General features: G+C 70.8%; 9 protein-coding genes. 2 read left to right on the top strand and 7 right to left on the bottom strand.

The annotated features are described in order from the left end of the window. From C4V41_RS65110 to C4V41_RS59045, 5 genes are all read right to left on the bottom strand, one after another. On the bottom strand, positions 1 to 6,000 hold a 6,000-nt coding region (locus C4V41_RS65110; protein WP_146104256.1), incomplete at its 3' end, for a type I polyketide synthase. Beyond that, positions 5,997 to 8,933 carry an AMP-binding protein gene (locus tag C4V41_RS65105; RefSeq protein WP_235031083.1) on the bottom strand — a complete coding sequence of 979 codons (2,937 nt, stop codon included), beginning with the start codon at positions 8,931 to 8,933 and terminating at the stop codon, positions 5,997 to 5,999. The genes C4V41_RS65110 and C4V41_RS65105, both read right to left, overlap by 4 nt. A 392-nt stretch (positions 8,934 to 9,325) precedes the next feature. After that, positions 9,326 to 10,078 carry a hypothetical protein gene (locus tag C4V41_RS59055; protein WP_103964782.1) on the bottom strand — a complete coding sequence of 251 codons (753 nt, stop codon included), beginning with the start codon at positions 10,076 to 10,078 and terminating at the stop codon, positions 9,326 to 9,328. Continuing rightward, positions 10,075 to 11,268, bottom strand: coding sequence for an ABC transporter ATP-binding protein (locus C4V41_RS66390; protein ID WP_407670181.1), 1,194 nt, complete (start codon positions 11,266 to 11,268; stop codon positions 10,075 to 10,077). Before C4V41_RS66390 ends, C4V41_RS59055 begins: the two co-directional genes overlap by 4 nt. Positions 11,269 to 11,631: 363 nt before the next feature. Continuing rightward, on the bottom strand, positions 11,632 to 13,101 hold the full coding sequence (locus tag C4V41_RS59045; protein WP_160150783.1) for an alpha/beta fold hydrolase: 1,470 nt from the start codon (positions 13,099 to 13,101) through the stop codon (positions 11,632 to 11,634). 166 nt (positions 13,102 to 13,267) lie between these two features. On the opposite strand from C4V41_RS59045, the gene C4V41_RS59040 reads away from it, so the two are divergent. Together C4V41_RS59040 and C4V41_RS59035 are read left to right on the top strand one after the other, a co-directional pair. Further along, positions 13,268 to 14,395, top strand: a complete 1,128-nt coding sequence (locus C4V41_RS59040) for a sensor histidine kinase (RefSeq protein ID WP_103964780.1) — start codon at positions 13,268 to 13,270, stop codon at positions 14,393 to 14,395. A gap of 385 nt (positions 14,396 to 14,780) precedes the next feature. Then, positions 14,781 to 15,419 carry a response regulator gene (locus C4V41_RS59035; RefSeq protein ID WP_103964790.1) on the top strand — a complete coding sequence of 213 codons (639 nt, stop codon included), beginning with the start codon at positions 14,781 to 14,783 and terminating at the stop codon, positions 15,417 to 15,419. A 920-nt stretch (positions 15,420 to 16,339) separates the two neighbouring features. Here the strand turns inward: C4V41_RS59035 and C4V41_RS59025 are convergent. Together C4V41_RS59025 and C4V41_RS59020 are read right to left on the bottom strand one after the other, a co-directional pair. After that, the gene (locus tag C4V41_RS59025; RefSeq protein WP_103964778.1) at positions 16,340 to 17,050 is read right to left on the bottom strand and encodes a haloacid dehalogenase type II; all 711 of its coding nucleotides are present in this window, start codon (positions 17,048 to 17,050) and stop codon (positions 16,340 to 16,342) included. After that, entirely contained in the window at positions 17,047 to 17,691 is a 645-nt protein-coding gene (locus tag C4V41_RS59020; protein WP_103964777.1) for a GntR family transcriptional regulator, read from the bottom strand. Before C4V41_RS59020 ends, C4V41_RS59025 begins: the two co-directional genes overlap by 4 nt. Positions 17,692 to 17,710 lie beyond the last annotated feature (19 nt).

The following is a 17,710-nucleotide window of genomic DNA, read 5'->3' as shown; positions in this document are numbered from 1 at the left end:
CAGCGCCACCGGATCGAACCGAGCCGGCACCAGATGCGGCCGACCAGCACCCAAACCCGCGCCCCGGCGGGTGCCCAGACCAGTGCCCAGACCGGGGGTCCGGCCGGGGGCCTGGCCGGCGTCCAGACCGGGGTCCCGGCTCAGCGCGGCATCCCGGCCAGCGTCCAGCGCGGCATCCCGGCCGGCGTCCAGCGCGGCGTCCCGGCCGGCGCTCAGAGCGGCGTCCCGGCCAGTGCCCAGACCGGGAGCCTGGCCGGCACTTAGAGTGGCGTCCCGGCCAGCGTCCAAGCTAGCGGGCAGACCTGCGTCCCGGTCGGCGTCCAGACCGGGGGCCCGGCCAGCGCTCAGACCAGCGTCTCGGCCGGCGTCTCGGCCAGTGTCCAGACCGGAGTCCCGATCGGAGGCCCGGCCGACGTCTCGGCCGACGTCGGTCAGGGCCAGGTCCAGCAGGGCCAGGCCCTGAGCCGCGGTCAAAGACAGCAGCCCGGCGGCGCGCATCCGCGCCTCATCCCGCCCGCTGAGCCGGCCGGCCATGCCCCGCTCCTCCGACCACGGCCCCCACGCCAGCGAAAGCGCCGGCAGACCAGCCGCCACCCGCGCCACCGCCAACGCATCGACAAAGGCGTTGGCCGCCGCGTAATTGCCCTGCCCCGCCCCGTCCACCACCCCGGCCAGCGAGGAGAACACCACAAACCGAGCCACATCACCCGCCCGGGTCAGCTCATGCAGATACCAGGCCGCATCCACCTTCGGCCGCAGCACCGCCTCCACCCGCTCGGCCGACAACGACGTGATCACCCCGTCATCCACCACCCCCGCCGCATGCACCACCGCCCGCAGAGGATGAGCACCGGAAATCCCCTCCAGCAGCACCGCCAGCGCATCCCGATCAGCCACATCACAAGCGGCGACAGACACCTCGGCACCCAGCCCGGCCAGCTCATCGCGCAACTCGGCCGCCCCCGGGGCATCGGCGCCGCGACGGGAGACCAGCAGCAGATGCCGCACCCCATGCTCGACCACCAGATGCCGCGCCACCAACGCACCCAGCCCACCAGTACCACCGGTGATCAGCGTCGTCCCATCCACCGGCCAGACCGCCACCGGCTCCTCACCGGCATCCCCCACCCGACCAGCCCCACCAGCCGCCGACCAGGAAGAGGCCACATCTTCCGAACCGGGCGATGCCACCCGCTCCAGACGTGGCACCCACAGCCGGCCGCCGCGCAGCGCCACCTCCGGCTCACCACACGCCAACGCCGCCGCCACCGCGTCAGCCACCTCATCGTCATCGCCGCTTCGGCCCACACCGGAGCCGCTTCGGCCCAGCGAATCGCTGCCAAGCGCCACCTCACCATTGGCGGTGGCGATCGGCACGGCGCTCGCCGATGCCCCCTCCAGACCGAAGGCGACCTGCGCGCCTTCCAGCGAACCGTCGCCTGGGGCCAGGTCGACCAGGGTGATCCGGCCCGGATTCTCCGCCTGCGCCGCCCGTATCAACCCGCACACCGCGGCCTGAAGCGGATCCACCTGCCCGCCGTCAGCGGCGACCCCACCTCGGGTCACCACCACCAACCGGGCGTCATGTCCCGGTTCACGAGTCAGCCACTCCTGCAAGCGGGCCAGCACCGAACCCACGCCACGGCGCACGCGGTCCAGCAGCCCACTGTCGGCAGATTCGACCCCGGACCACCCGGTGGCATCGATCACCAGATCTGCGCCGATGGCATCCGACGACACCGTCACGTCCACCGGCCGCCATACCACCTCGTGCAGCCACTGCTGCGCCGCAGAGCGCGAACTCGACCACTGCGCGGGCACCGGGCGGTAAGCCAGTGACGTCACCGTGGCCAAGGGCTGGCCCACCGGGTCGGCGAGATCGAGCCGAACCCCGGCTTCGTCGTCCGGGCGCAGTCTGACCCGCGCCGCACGCGCCCCGTCGGCATGCAGTGACACCCCGCGCCAGGCGAACGGCAACGCCGTATCCTGGTCGTGGCCGGGCAGCAGGTCGGTGGCGTGGAGGGCCGCGTCGAGCAGCGCCGGGTGCACGCCGAAGCCCGTTGCCTCCACCCCGTCGGCCAACGCCACCTCGACGAACACCTCCTCGCCACGACGCCAGGCTCGGGTGAGGCCGCGGAAAGCGGGGCCGTAGTCGTAGCCGCGGTTGGCCATCGCCGGGTAGAGGCCGGTGACGTCGAGCGGTTCCGCGCCCGGTGGTGGCCAGACGGCGAACTCGTGTACCGCCGGGTCGGGAGCCGGGGCGGGGGAGAGGAAGCCGGTGGCGTGCCGTAGCCAGACACCGTCTTCGCCGATGGAGTGGATCTCCACGGGCCGCCGCCCGTCCACGGCGGATCGGCCGGCGACCACCTGGATCGTCACCTGGCCCCGACTCGGTAGCTCCAGGGGGGTGTGCAGGGTGAGTTCGTCGATGGCCGGGCAGCCGACCTGGTCGCCGGCGCGCAGGGCGAGTTCGACGAAGGCGGTGCCGGGCAGGATCGGGGTGGCGTTGATCGCGTGGTCGGCCAGCCAGGGCTGGGCGGTGGCTGACAACCGCCCGGTCAGGATGGCGCCGCCGTCGGGTTGCTCCACCACCGCACCCAGAATCGGGTGGTCGGCAGCACTCAGGCCGAGCGCGGCCGGGTCGCCGGCCGGGGCAGCCTGGAGCCAGAAGCGGCGGTGCTGGAAGGGGTAGGTGGGCAGGTCCAGATGGCCGATGCGAGCACCAGCCGACATGGCCGGTCCGATCTCGGTGGCCCCGGTGGCCCCGGTGGCCCCGGTGGCCCCGGTGGCCTCGGTGGCCCAGGTCGGCCAGGCGGTCCAGTCCACGGCCGTGCCGCAGGTCCAGGCCTGACCCAGTCCAGCGATCAGTTGGGTGGTCTCGTCTCGGTCGCGGCGTAGCAACGCCACCACCGAGGCAGGCTCTGCTTCCCCGAGGCCGCCATCGGCAATACGGGCCTCGGCGTGGTCGCCGGCCCCACCGCCGGTTTCGCTGGTGTCGTGGGTAAGGGTTTGTTCGATCATGGGGGTGAGCTGGGCGTCCGGACCTGCCTCGATGAAACAGCCGACCCCGTGCCCACGCAGAGTGGTGACGGTGTCGGCGAACCGCACCGGTCGGCGTACGTGCTCGACCCAGTACTCGGGCTCGGTGATTTCGGCGCCGGCGAGGTCTCCCGAGACGTTGGACACCAGCGGCAGCTCTGGACGCCGCAACGTCAGCCCCGCCACGACCTCTTCGAACTCGGCCAGCATCGGCTCCATCAGCGGGGAGTGGAATGCGTGCGATACCCGCAGCGGCCGGGTCCGGTGTCCGTGCTGCCGCGCCCACTCGATGACCTGCTCCACCTGGCCGGACGCACCGGAGACCACCACCGCGCCGGGCGCGTTCACCGCAGCCACCGCCACCTGGTCGTAGCCGGCCAGCACCGGGGCGAGCACGTCTTCGTCGCAGCCGATCGCCGCCATTGCGCCTCCGGACGGCAGCGCCTGCATCAACCGGCCACGGGCGGCCACCAGGCGGCACGCGTCGGCCAGGTCCAGCACTCCGGCCACATGCGCGGCGGTGATCTCGCCCAGCGAATGCCCGGCCACGTAATCGGGCCGGACCCCTAGCGATTCCAGCAGCCGGTACAACGCCGTCTCCACCGCGAACAGCCCGGCCTGGGCGAACACCGTCTGATTCAGTACCCCACCAGAGCCGGACCCAGCAGCCCCAGAACCACCAGCCTCGCTAAGGATGATCTCCCGCAAGCCCACTCCACCTGCCAGGCCGCTCACAACCTCTGCAGCATCGGAGGCGGTGAGCTCGGCTTCCAGTAGCGCGCAGGTCTCATCGAAGGCACGGGCGAACACCGGGAAAGCCGCATACAGCTCACGACCCATCCCGGGCCGCTGGGCACCCTGACCGGAGAACAGCACCGCCACCCGGCCCGGCCGCACCCGCCCCACCACCGAAGACGGCTCCGACCCTCCGGTCGCCGGCTCGTCAGCGGCCAGTGCACGCAGCCCGGCCAGCAGACCCTCCCGGTCCGCCACCGGCAGCACCGCCCGGTGCTCCAGGGCGGCCCTTCGGGTCAACCCGACGGCCACCTCCAGCACATCGGCCGCGCCGTGCTCGGTCATGTACTCGGCCAGCCGACCGGCCTGCGCCCGCAACGCAGCCTGACTCCTGGCCGACACCATCACAGGCACCGGCAACACAGGAACCGTCCCTGTAGCCTCGGGAGCAGTGGCCGTGATGCTGTCCCGCTCTGCCGACCCCGCCCCGGCCAGCGCTTCCTCAACAGCGGGCATGGCCGTACCGCCGCCGACCACCGACGGCTCCTCGACGGGCGGTTCTTCCAAGATCACATGAGCGTTGGTGCCGGAGATGCCGAACGACGACACCCCCGCCCGGCGCGGCCGGCCCTCGACCTGCGGCCACTGCCGGGCCTCGGTCAGCAGTTCCACCGCCCCGCCGGACCAGTCCACCTTCGACGACGGCGCGTCCACGTGCAGCGTCTTGGGCAAGAGCCCGTGCCGCATCGCCATGACCATCTTGATCACACTGGCAATGCCGCCGGCCGCCTGGGTGTGACCCAGGTTGGACTTGGCCGAGCCCAGCCACAGCGGCGACTGCCGGTCCTGGCCGTAGGTGGCCAGCAGCGCGTGCGCCTCGATCGGGTCCCCCAACGCCGTCCCCGTACCGTGCGCGTCGACCGCGTTCACGTCCGCGGCCTCCAGCCGGGCGGACGCCAGTGCGTCCCGGATGAGCCGGCGCTGCGCGGGACCGCTCGGCGCGGTCAGCCCGTTGGACCTGCCGTCCTGGTTGATCGCGGTGCCGCGTACCACGGCCAGCACCCGGTGCCCGTGGCGGCGCGCCTCCGACAGCCGCTCCACCACCAGCACCCCGACACCCTCGGAGAACGCGGTGCCGTCCGCGCCATCGGCGAACGCCTTCACCCGGCCGTCCGGGGCCAGCCCCCGCTGCCGGCTGAACGCGGTGAACATGCCGGGGCTGCCCATCACCGTCACCCCGCCGACCAAGGCCAGGGAGGACTCGCCTGAGCGTAGCGAGGAGCAGGCCAGGTGCAGCGAGACGATCGCGCCGGAGCACGCGGTGTCCACCGTGATCGCCGGCCCGGACAGGCCGAGCAGATAGGCCAGCCGGCCGGAGACCAGACTCGGCGCGTTGCCGGTCATCAGGTAGCCGTCCAGGCCTTCCGGCGCCTGGTGCACGCGCACGCCGTACTCGTGCACCTCGGCGCCGAAGAACGTGCCGACGGGCCGGTCGCGCAGCGACGTCGGGTCGATGCCCGCGTGCTCCAGCGCGGCCCAGGAGGTTTCCAGCACCACCCGCTGCTGCGGGTCCATGGCCAGCGCCTCGCGCGGGTTGATGCCGAAGAAATCGGCGTCGAACCCGGTCGCGTCGGGCAGAAAGCCGCCGCGGCGCACGTAGCTCTTCCCCGGGGCGTCCGGGTTCGGGTCGAAGAGGTTCTCCAGATCCCAGCCGCGGTCGGTGGGAAAGCCGCCGAGCACCTCGCGTTCCTCGGCGAAGATTCGCCACAGTCCCTCGGCGGAGTCGACGCCGCCGGGGAACCGGCACCCGATGCCGACGAGGACGATCGGGTCGGCGTCGGTGTCCGGTGTGGCCTCCAGGACGCCCGTGCGGCTTCCCGCGGGCTCCGGCACGGGCAGTCCGAGTACGGCGGCGCGGATGTAGTCGGCGACCAGCGCGGGCGTGGGGTAGTCGAAGGCCAGGGTCATCGGCAACGTCACGCCGGTGGCGTCGACCAGCCGGTCGTGCAGGTCCACCGCGGCCAGCGAGTCGAGGCCGAGCTCGCGGAACGGCCGGTTGGAGGTAACCTCGGCCAGCTCGCCGCCCTCCACCCCGAGCAGCGCCTCCCTGGTCTCCCGGTGCACCAGCTCCAGGAGCACCCGGCGTTGCTCCGCGGCGGGCAGCTCGTCGAGGCCGTCGAGCCCGGCCGCGGAAGGGCCGCCGTGGTCGCCTGGGGTTGCCATCATGCGCTCCGGGGGTCGGGGTTTTGCGGCAGGTCGTATACCCGTTGGCGTTGCAGCCGGGAGACGGAGACGATCTCGTCCCCGCGGATCACCACTTCGGTGGGCGTCGGGCGGCCGAGGAACAGGGACAGGCTGGCGGTGAGGCCGTAGGCGCCCGCGTGCGGGATGGTCACCAGATCGCCGGGGGCCGGGTCGGGCAGCTCGACCCCGCGGGCGAGCAGGTCGCCGGGCGTGCACAAGGGCCCGGCCAGCGCGGCCAGGCGGCCGGGCGCGGCGGCGTGCGGCGTGTCGCCGTTCGGTGTCGTGGGCTTGACCTGGACCGGGAGCAGCCGTCCGAGCCCGGACATGCCGCCGAACGCGTTGATCCCCGCGTCCAGGATGACGAAGGTACGGCCCCGGCTCTCCTTGACGTTGACCACGGTGGTGTGCAGCTCGCCACAGTCGGACACCAGGTATCGGCCGGACTCGCAGGCGATGCCCGGCCGGCCGTCCCGCCACTGCGGCAGGTACCGGTCCAGTGCCTCTTCGAGACCTTTGCGCAGGTTCGGGTAGCTGGATCGCGTACCGGGCACACCGTACGGCGCGGAGAACCCACCGCCGAGATCCACCAGTTCGAGCGGTTCGCCCAGGATGCGCTGCACCTCCGCGGCGACCGTCACGGTGTGCTGGAACTCGCCGATCAGGCTGTCCTCCTCCGCGGCGTTGCTGAGCGGGAAGAAGTGGGCGCCGATGATCCGGGTGCCCGGAATCGCGCGCATCGCGGCCACCTGCGCGGGCAGATCCTCCATGTCGTTGCCGAACTGGGAGGGAGTGCCGGTCATCCGGATGCTGGTGGCGGCGGCCGCGGTGGCGCTGTTCACGCGCAGCAGGCATTTTGCGACAGTGCCCTGTGCGGTGGCCGCGGCGCCGACGTGTTCGAGGTCAGTGAGCGACTCCACGGAGAACAGCCGCACCCCGGCGGCGAGCGCCTCGGCCAGCTCTTCCGCGGTCTTGCCGGGCCCGGTGTACAGGCAGTCCGCGCCGGTGAAACCGGCGGCCAGCGCGGCGGCCAGCTCCCCGGTGGAGCTGATCTCCGCACGGCAGCCGCCGCCCGGGGCCGTACGTAGCGCGCGGGCCACGTCCGGGTGCGGGTTGGCCTTGAGCGCGTAGTAGATCGCCGTGCCTTCCGGCATGAAATCGGCCAGGTCCCGGTACGCCGCCGTGACCCGGTCCAGGTCGTACACGTAAAGCGGGGACCCGAACCGGCGGACCAGCTCCTCACGGGGGATTCCCGGCGACTTCCGGTGAGGCCCCGCCTGCCGAGCCGCGTCCCTGGGCACTGAGTCCGGGAGCGCCTGCTGAGTCGTGTCCTCGGGCGCTGAATCCGGGACCACTTGCCGGGGACGAGGCGCGGCCGGACGTGTTTCCCCTGCGTGCAGATGGCGCAGCCGGTCGCGGGCGTACTTGCCGTGCGCAGACTGCGGGATCTCCGAGAGCACCCGGCAGACCGCGGGCACCTTGGCCGGCTCCAGCCGGGCGGCCAGCTCACGGAGGACGGCGTGGGGTTCCAGCTTCGCCCCGTTGTCGGCCTCGACGAAGACCGCGAGATCGTGCTCGCCGTCCGGGGGCAGCGCGGCGGCCGCCCGTACCCCGGCGATGTCGAGCGCCGCCGCCTCGATCTCCACGGTGCTCATCCGGATGCCCTTGCGTTTGAACATGTCGTCCCGCCGGCCGTCGAAGTAGAGGTATCCGTCCTTGTCGAGGCGCCCGTAGTCACCGGTGTGCAGGCGCTTCTCCCCGGTACGCGGATCGTGGCGGAAGGTCTTCGCGCTCACCTCGGGACTGCGCCAGTACCCCGGCATCACGTGCGGGCCGGTCACCACGATCTCCCCGGTCGTCCCGGTGGGCACCGGGTTCCCGTCGGGGTCGAGGATGTGCACGGTGGTGCCGGGCAGCGGCCGTCCGACGGAGTCCGGGCGCTCCCGCTCCTCCTCTGGAGGCATGACGGAGATGCGCTTGCACTCGGTCTGGCCGAACTGGCGGACCACCCGGGCGCCGGGGAAGTGGGTCCGCAGCGCCTCGATGGTGGCGGCGGGCAGCGCCGCGCCGGTGTTGGTGAACAACCGCACCCCGGTGGTGGGCTCACTCTGCCGCTGCGCCGAGGCGATGATCATGTTGGCCAGCGAGGGTACGATCGGCACCACCGTCGCCCGGGTCTTCCGCAACTGGTCGACCAGCCGCAGGTCGGCGCCGGCGTCGGTGAAGACCAGCTCGGCGCCCACGGCGCAGGTCATCAGCAGCTTGTACAGCCCGTAGTCCCAGGACATCGGGAAACGGCAGAAGACCACGTCGTCCGGGCGGTAGTCGAGTGCCTCGACGAGCGCCACGGTGGCGAAGCAGACCTGGGCGTGGGGGCAGATCACCGCTTTCGGCTCTGCCGTACTGCCTGAGGTGTACACCAGCGCGGCCAGGTCCGCGGGGTCGATCTCACTCGGTACGGCCACGCGCGCCCCTTGGCTCGCGAGCTCGGTCACCTCGTTCCAGACCGCCTCGAAGTCGTGGACCGGTGCGCCGGTGAGGGCGCGCACGGCGTCGGGCTTCCCACCGGCGGATTCGACGATCACCAGCGTGGGGTCGGCGTTCTCGAGCACCGACCGCAGGTGAAAGCTCTTCATCGCCGGGTTGAGCGGCACGAAGACGGCACCGCGGCGGGAGACGCCGAAGAACAGCGCGGCCAACCGGCGGTCGGTGGGGGCCTGCACCACCACTCGCGCGCCATGGCCGACGCCGTGCCCGGCCAGCCAGCGGTCCACCGCGTGGCTGATCGTATCCAGTTCGTGATAGGTCCAGATACCGGTGGAGTCCCGCACCGCTGGTGACTCGGGAAACTCCGCGGCGCTTTGGTCGAGAAAATCGTGGATGAATGTCCCGTTGTATCTCGGCCGGTTATTCCGCATAATCGACGATCTCCCTCAGGCAGCGGAGTTCAGGCTAAGCCGGGGCTCCGCCCCAGATGTACCCCTAGCCGCCCCTAACGTCGGGGCCGGTCGGGCCTATGGCCACACTCGATAAGTCGCTCTCTTTTCACCGGGTTTACGCTGGGATTTCACCGGAATCGCCGCTTCGAGATAAGGGGTTCCCAGCGGTCATTCAAGTCGCCTTTCACCGGTAGGGCTCCCCGGCCCAGATCACGAACTCGGCCTCGGCGAGGGCCATCCCGCTTCACCTCCGATGGTCACCTTCCGGTGCGGGTCGGCACGGCGCGGTCGAGTGGAACCGATGGCCTGGGCTCAGCGCGCTGTCGTCGGTTCTGCCTCGACCGCGAGCTTGCAGCGGAGGTTCGCGCCGGTCAGGCGTCGCGACGGGTGATCGCGAGAGCCGCCGTGAGAAAGGCGATCACGACATAGCTCGCGAGGACGGCGGCGGCTAAGGCGGGGCCGAAGGCACCAGCGTCGGGAACACCGGCCAGTTGCCTCGTCAGCGATGCGATCGTCAGGGAGCCCGTCCAGTCGTTCCAGGGAGCGGGAAGGAAACGCTCCACCCCGGCCGGGGCCGGCATGAGGGCGACCAGCGCGATGAGGGCCCCCGGTGTCGAACGCAGAATCGTGGCCAGAGCCAGCCCCGTCACCGCGGCGACAGCGGAGCCTGCGCCCGTCGCCAGCACCTCGGTCAGGATGCCCGGTTCGGCGAACGAGGCGCCGATCGGGCGCCCCGCCACCACGGCCTGCGCGGTGAAGTAGGTGGCGAACGCCAGCACCTGACCAGCGACCGCGGCCACGGTGGCCACCACGCTGACCTTCGCCAGGAGGAGCATCCACGGGCGCCGGACCGTGGTCAACGTCAGCCTGATCATGCCGGTGCCGTATTCGCCGGAGATGGCGAGCACCCCCAGCATGCCGAAGAGGATGGGGGGAATGTCGGCGCTGAAGCTGAGCCCCGTACCGACGAGCTCACCGCCGGCGCCCTTGGTGTCGAAGTAGTGCGAGATCGAGAAGGCGGCGAAGCCGCTGAGCACCAGGGCCGAGAGCGTGGAGGCCAGCACGTAGTAGGTGGATCGGAGCGAGCGCAGCTTGAGCCATTCCGATGCGACGACGTTGATCATTGGGTTATCTCCATGAAGGCCTCTTCCAGCGACACCCGGCGCGGCGCCAACTCGTGAACGGCGCAGCCACTCGCCAGCGCGGCGTCACCTATGGCGGCTGCGGACAAACCGGTCACCAGCAATTCGCCCTCATCGAGAGCGGCGGTGAACGAGCGGGTCCCGGGCGGCTCGCTCTCGTTCAGGGCGGTGGTGGAGCGGTCGGTGGCCGACAGGCTGTCCTCGTCCAGGGCGGCAGCGGACGAGCCGCTCATAGGCACCTTGCCCTTGTCTACGGCGGTGGTGAACGGGCTGGCCCTGGGCGCTTCTCCCTCGCCTTGGGCGGTGGCGGACGAGCTGGTGCTCGTGGCGGGCACCCGCCAACCACCCTCGTCTGCAGGGGGACGAGCCGACGGCGTGGCCGTCCCGCTCGCGGTCGGCGAGCCCGTTCGCTGAGTGCGTAGTACGGTCGCGCTCGGAGTGCCTGGTACGGTCGCACTCTGAGCGCGGAGTACGGTCGCGCCGGCCGCTTCGAGCACCCTGGACAGGCGGGCCGCATGGGGGGATCGGACCAGGACGTCGCCCTGGAAGCGGGCCAGCAGGTCCGCCATCGTGGTGTCCTCGATCAGCCGGCCCCGGCCGATGATGATGAGGCGGTCGGCGGTGAGGGACATCTCGGTCATCAGATGGCTGGACAGCAGGACGGTCCGCCCCCCGGCCGCCAGGGATCTGAGCAGCGTCCTGAGCCAGCGGATGCCATCAGGGTCGAGGCCGTTGACCGGCTCGTCGAGAATGAGCACGCCCGGGTCACCGAGCAGTGCCGCCGCGATGCCGAGCCGCTGGCGCATCCCATGGGAGAACCCGGCGATCCGTTTGCGTGCCGCGCCGGCCAGGCCGACCTCCTCGAGAACCTGGACGACTCTGCGCCGCCCGATCCCGCCGGTGTGCGCCAGGGCCTGGAGGTGATCGAACGCGCGGCGCCCGCCCTGCACCTCGGTGGCGTCGAGCATGGCACCGACCTCCCGCATGGGGTCGCGAAGGTCGCGCTTGCGGACGCCGTTGATCAACGCCGTGCCCGACGTGGGCGTGTGCAGGCCGAGAATCATGCGCATCGTGGTGGACTTGCCGGCGCCGTTGTGTCCGAGGAAGCCGGTGACCTGTCCAGGTTTGACGTCGAACGTCAGCCCTGAGACAGCCCGCGTGGAACCGTACACTTTCGTAAGATCTCGGACCTCGATCATCGGTGGCTCCGGACTTCAACCCTGGACTGGTATCGGGGGGATGGGACGGCCGCGCCGGCCTGAGTGGTGTGCGGACCTTCCGGATCTCGCGTCACAGCAGCCTCCTTCGTGAGCTTCGAATGGTCGGGTGATGCCCAAGCCGGGCCGGCGGGTGGCAAGCCTGATCGCACACTCTTGGGTGTGTGGGCAGTTGGAGGCCGGATAAGCCGGATTGCAAGCCTTGAGGAGTTGGGTGCCCGGTCGCACGCTCTTGGGTGTGGGCGGTCGCCGATGAAGGAGGAGGTTCCGGCCTGTGAGGGCTGGAATTCCCCGAGTTCATTCCTCCGGGGGAGGGGGTCACTTTCCCACCTTCTGGATCCGTTCGGCGGGACAGCGGGTGCCCGGCTCGGGCAGCTTTCCGCTGATCAGGTAGGCGTTGGCGTACCGCCTCAGGCAGAGGTTGGTCGCCCACGAGGCGTGGCCGTCGCCGTGCCACAGGACGCGTGCGGACGGGACCTGCTCGGCCACGTGTCGTTGTCCGAGATAGTTGGTGTTGTTGTCGAGCTCCCCGATCGCGAAGAGAATCGGCGGGACGTCGCCCGTCACCCGGAGCGGGTGCGGCGCCCAGGACGCGCCTCCGCTCAACCCCCAGCACCGCCCGAGCTCGAAGCGGCCTTCGAGCCAGCCGAACCTCGGCGCGATCTGGCGAAGCCGGGCTTCGATGGCCTGGAACTCCTCGTACGTCGGCGGTTTCGGCATGAAGTCGTTGCACAGGGAGATCTGGCCCACGGACGAGCCGCCCTCAACCGGCTTGAGCTCGGCCAGGAAGTTCCCGGCGTCGCCGTCGAGGGCCTTGCGGATCGCGGTCGCGAACTTCGGCCATTTCGCCGGGTTCATGCCGTTGATCGCACCCGCGTACAGCTGGCCCTCGTGCACTGTCCGCCCCGAGGACGCCGGCAGAGGCGCGCGGCGCACCCTGGCGACCAGCTCGTCCCACGCCTTGCCCGCGTCCCTGCCGTGCAGGGCGCAGTCGGTACGGCGGGCGCACCAGTCGCGGAAACGGGTGAGATGCCGCTCCTGCGTGCGCGCATAATTGCGCAACCAGGGCTCGAACTCCTGCTGGGTGTGGTCGGCGGTGCCGTCGAAATACATCCGGCCCACCCGCTGCGGGAACAGCTCCAGGTAGGCCTGGGCGTAGACGGTGCCGTAGGAGTTGCCCGCGTAGACGAGCTTCTCCTGGCCGAGCGCGGCGCGCAGCGCGTCGATGTCGTGGGCCACGTTCCAGGCCGTCATGCCGTGCCACGCCGACTTGGCCGCTTTGCGGCAGCTCTCCTGGTGGGCCGCGTTCGTGGCGGCGTGGGCGTCCCAGTCCTGCTTCGTACGCGCCAGGAGCAGGCCGAAGATGGAGGCCGAGGGCTCCGCGCAGCTCACCTTCTTGCGGGACTGCGGTTCGGACAGCCCGCGCGGATCGATGGCGATGACGTCGAACCGGCTCCGCAACTCATCGAGCAGGGCCGGCAGCTCCGGCGGCGCGTCGGGATCATCCGTCCGCCTGAACATCGCCGTGCTCGTGCCAGGGCCGCCGAAGTTGACGATCAGCGGCCCCGCGCTCGCGCCCGTCGCGGGCAGTTTCGCCACGTGCACCGAGGTCCTGGGGCCGCCAGGATCGGCCCAGTCCACGGGCACGACCAGGTCGGCGCATCGCAGGCCGTCGCCGCACGCCCTCCACACGAGGCGGTACGCCTGCGCCGAGGCCAGCGCGATGCCGCCGAGTGACACGGCGAGGCAGGCGGCGAGACACAGGGTGATGAGTCTGCGTCGGTTCATGGCGGCAACGATGCTGTACGGCGGCGGCCTCGCACATCGGAGCAGGCTCCGATCTTGTGGATCGGACCAGGGTCCTACGAAGCAGCTGTACGAGAGCCACGTACGACCCTGGTCTGACAGCTCGTGCTCCGATTCGCTCGCGGCCGTTCCCCGATAACGTCGCGGCGTGAACCTGTTCGCCTGGCGGCCTCCCCACCGGCTGCTCATTCTCGCCGACACCGTGGCCGCGGTGCTGTTCGCGCTGGCGTCATCAGGAAATCCGCCGGGCCTGACCGTGAGCGCCGCGTCGGCGCTGGCCTGCTGGCTGCTTGTGGTGCCCGTGGCGGTGCGGCGGATCTGGCCGGTGGCCGCATACTGCGGCGCGCTCCTGATCAGCGTCCTCGTTCTCGCGCTGCAGACGAATTGGCTGATGACGATGGTGGTGGTGGCCGCGACCGTTTACACGGTGGCGACCACCCAACCGGTGCGGCGATCAGCGGTCGCCCTCATTCCGGGCCTGCTCGTCGCCGGGGCCGCTCTGCTGGTCTCGGCGCTGGGTGTGCCACGACGGGCGGACGGCTGGCCCGACCCCGTCTTCGTCGTCGTCATGGCCTGGCTGGTCGTGGGGGCGAGCTGGAGTCTCGGTACGGCGGCGCGCACTCGCCGCGAGTTCGCCGCGCGCGAGGTCAAGAGGCGGGCGGAGCAGGCGGCGGTCGACGAGCGCCTGCGGATCGCGCGCGAGCTGCACGACGTGGTCGCCCACTCGATGAGCATGATCACCGTCAAGGCGGGCGTGGCGGCCAAGGTCTTCGGCAAGCATCCGGAGGAAGGGCTGAAGGCGTTGCGGGCCATCGAGGAGATCGGGCGCGGCTCCCTCGTCGAGATGCGCCATTTCCTCGGCGCGCTGCGCTCACCCGGCAGCGCGCCCGAGAGCACACCCCTTCCCAGCCTCGCCGACCTGCCGTCCCTGACCCGCCGCGCCGCGGAGGCCGGCGTGGAGGTCGACCTCTCGGTGAGCGGAACCGTACCCGACAGCATGGGGCTGGCCGTCTATCGCATCGTCCAGGAGGCGATCACCAACGTCATCAGGCACGCCGCCCCCGCCCGCTGCCGGGTCGGCGTCTCGGCCGCCGACGGGTCCTTGCGGATCTCCGTGGTCGACGACGGCCCCGGGCAGCGGGTGCTGCCGGGCAGGGCGGGCGGGCACGGTCTCGCGGGGATGCGCGAACGGGCCATGATGTACGGCGGCACCTTCGAGGCCGGACCACTGCCAACGGGCGGATTCGGCGTATACGCCTCCTGGAAGCTCCCTTGACCCGGCCTCCGACTCCCAGACTCGCAGGGCTCTCAGCCTCCGGGCATCGGGGCTCTCGGCCTCCGAGCTCCCGGGCTCTCGGCCTCCGGGCATCGGGGCATCCGGGCATCCGGGCATCCGGGCAGCCGGGCCCCGGGGCTTTGGGCTCCGGAGTGCGGCCTCCGGGCTGTGGGCTCCCGGGCTTCCGGCGTTCGTCCTCCCGGGCTCCGGCTTGCGGTTCTCGGGCTCGCAGGGTGCGGGCTCATGGCTTCGCCGTACCTCGAGGATTGGTGTGTGGGGGGCAGGCGTTGATCGGCCATGATGGGCGTGAGCTGAGCAGACCCCGGGCAGGGTATCCACGGGTCGGACCGGGTCTGCTTGCGGTGGGTGTGTGATGGGAGATTTCTTGATTCGGGTGCTCGTCGCCGATGATCAGGCATTGGTACGCGGTAGCTTCCGTTTGCTGATCGACTCGGAGGACGACCTCACCGTGGTGGGGGAGGCGGCCGATGGGCGGCAGGCGGTGGCGCTTGCGCGGACCGAGTCACCCGATGTGGTGCTCATGGACGTTCGGATGCCGGAGATGGACGGTATTGCCGCGACCCAGCAGATCGCCGGGGACACCCGTGTTCTCATCCTGACCACGTTCGACCTCGACGAATACGTCTATTCGGCGTTGCGGGCGGGCGCCAGCGGGTTTCTGCTCAAAGACGCGCCGCCCGACGATCTCTTGAAGGCTATTCGGGTGGTCGCGTCGGGTGAGACGTTGCTCGCGCCGACCGTGACCACACGGTTGATCGCGGAGTTCGTACGGCGGCCTGTTCAGCAGACCTTCCACGGGCTCGACACGCTCACGGATCGGGAGCGCGAGGTGCTCATCCTCATCGCCCACGGGCTGTCCAACGCCGAGCTCAGCACTCAGCTCCAGGTGAGCCCCGGGACCGTGAAGACGCACATTGGCCGCCTGCTGGCCAAACTGCGGGCCCGAGACCGCGCCCAGCTTGTCATCGCCGCCTACGAAGCCGGCCTGGTCACACCGCGCTAGCACGTTGGTGGGGGCCATCGCCGAGGTGGCGCGGGTGGGTGTCGTGGGGTCATGGCGCGGGTGGTGTCTGCGGTTTGCGTGGCGTGAATGGGTGTCATGTGGTCTGCGTGGCGTGGGTGACCTGGGTGGCGTGGGTGACCTGGGTGACCTGGGTGACCTGGATGGCGTGGATGGCGTGGTTCGGCTATGTGAGTGGAGAGACAGTCGGGGGAAAGGGCCGCCTGTGTGGCGGCCGACGAATAGGGGTCGGTCTGTGCGGGGTGGCTGGGGGAGAGGGACAACGACGAGGCATCGCCATGCGGCTGCACACAGACGTGCGTAGCCGCAGGTCTGCATGGTGCGGGTCTGGGTGGTGCGGGTCTGGGTGGTGCGGGGCTGTGTTCTGCGGTGGCGCAGCACGTGCATGCTCAGCGTTCCCGTGTAGCGCAGGTCCGCGTGGCAGCGAGGTGTTCGAGGGGAGGTCGTCGGTAGCGCCACCATCCAGATAGCCGACCTGATCGTTGTGCTCGACGGCGGGCGGGTCGCCGAGTGCGGCACGCACACCGAACTAATCGATGGCGCCGGCCGGTACGCCCGCCTGTACGGCCTCCAGGTGTCCGCCTACCAGTGAGCGATCATCGGCCGCACGCATGGACGACCTTCCAGTGAGCGATCAGCGATCGACGGTATGGACGACCTCCGAGTGAGCGATCATCGGTGCTCGGCGCCGGCCGTCTTCGCGGACGTGTGCCTGCGGATGGGTGATGTGGTCGGGGGTCGGCGGTCTTCGTGGTGGTGTGTCTGCGGGTGGGTGATGTGGTCGGCGGTCTTCGCGGACGTGTGCCTGCGGACGGGTGATGCGGTCAGGCGTCGGCCGTCTTCGGGCGGATGGGTATGCGGTCGGCCATCTCCACGGACGCGCCTGCGAACGATCAACCCGATCAGGCGTCCACCGCGTCCGCGAACGCCCGCATGGACGGGAACGTCCAGTCCGGGGTGACGGCGGATGGCGGCGCCGGGGTCGCGCCCCCGCCCGGGTTGTCGTGGCGGCGGTTGATCCACACCGTCGGCAGGCCCGCGGCCTTGGCCGGTACGTGGTCGTGGAACAGACTCTGCGCCACATGCAGCAACCTGCCCTCCGCCACCCCGAGCCGCCCGGCCTCGCGTGCCAGCGCCTCGAAGTTGCGGGGAGACGGCTTGTAGGAGCCGATGTCCTCGGCGGTGAGGATGCTGGTGAAGGTGATGCCCAGGCGCTGGTTCGAGCCCGCGAAGGAGGCCCGGTCCACGTTGGACAGGATGATCAGCTGGTACCGGCGCGCGAGCCGTTCGAGCGCCTCCGTCGAGTCGGGGAACGCCGGCCAGTCGGGCACCGAGACCGCCAGCGACTTGGCCTCGTCGTCACTGACCGGCACGCCGAGCTGCGCGCCCAGGCCGCGCATGGCCCGCGCCAGGATCTTCGGGTAGAGGTCACCGGGAAAGTCGGCTTCGGCCTGGGCCTCGTGCGTCGAGTACGCCGTCAGCAGCTCCTCGTCGCTCATTCGCAGGCCGTGCGCGCCGGCCCACCCGCGCAGCACGGTCGCGATGCCGCTCTCCCAGTCGATGAGGGTCCCGTAGCAGTCGAAGCTGAGGGCGTCGTAGTCGCCGAAGTTCACTTTGCACGCTCCTTGATGAGATCGAGGAAGAATCGTTCCGCGTCGTCGAAGTGCCGGCTCCAAGCGGCCTTGACGCGCTCGGCGTCCCCGGAGCGCAGCTCCGCGAGCAGCAGCTCGTGCTCGCGCGCCAGCTCGGAGACGCTGTCATAGGTGGGTTGCAACTGAGCGATGAGCAGGCGCAGCTCGGAGCTGAGCTCATCGAACGTACGCAGGAGCCGGACCGACCCCGCGGCCACGAACACGGCCCGGTGGAAGGCCACGTCATGGTCGGCCACCACGTCCCACGAGACGTCGTCGCCCAGCACGGCGAACTCCCGCATCACCGCCTCCACACCGGTGAGGCGTTGCGACATGACCATCTCGACCGCGACGGCCTCGATCGCGCGGCGCAGCCGGCACAGGTCGATCGCGTCCTCGGCGGCGAACGACCTGACCTGGGCGCTGCGCCCGCGCCCGCGTTCGAGCAGCCCGTCCGCCACCAGCATCTGCACCGCCGCGCGCACCGTGGGCCGCGCCACGCCGAACTCCCGCGCCAGGTCGGTGTCGCGCAACTGCTCGCCGCCCCGATAGTGCCCGGACAGCAGCCGCCGCCGTAGTTGGTCGGCGACGGCGTCCGCCACGGTGACCGTTTCAATCGCCATGGCTACCTGTATAACAGGT

This window comes from Nonomuraea solani (genome assembly GCF_900108335.1).
Classification (GTDB): domain Bacteria; phylum Actinomycetota; class Actinomycetes; order Streptosporangiales; family Streptosporangiaceae; genus Nonomuraea; species Nonomuraea solani.
The sequence above is the reverse complement of the archived record's forward strand: the minus strand, read 5'-3'. Positions and strand labels throughout refer to the sequence as shown.

Bases quoted from the DNA above. Each gene is read 5' to 3' on its own strand.
- C4V41_RS59045 (WP_160150783.1), bottom strand. From the start codon at position 13,101: ATGAACCGACGCAGACTCATCACCCTGTGTCTCGCCGCCTGCCTCGCC.
- C4V41_RS65105 (WP_235031083.1), bottom strand. From the start codon at position 8,933: ATGCGGAATAACCGGCCGAGATACAACGGGACATTCATCCACGATTTT.
- C4V41_RS59055 (WP_103964782.1), bottom strand. From the start codon at position 10,078: ATGATCAACGTCGTCGCATCGGAATGGCTCAAGCTGCGCTCGCTCCGA.
- C4V41_RS59020 (WP_103964777.1), bottom strand. From the start codon at position 17,691: ATGGCGATTGAAACGGTCACCGTGGCGGACGCCGTCGCCGACCAACTA.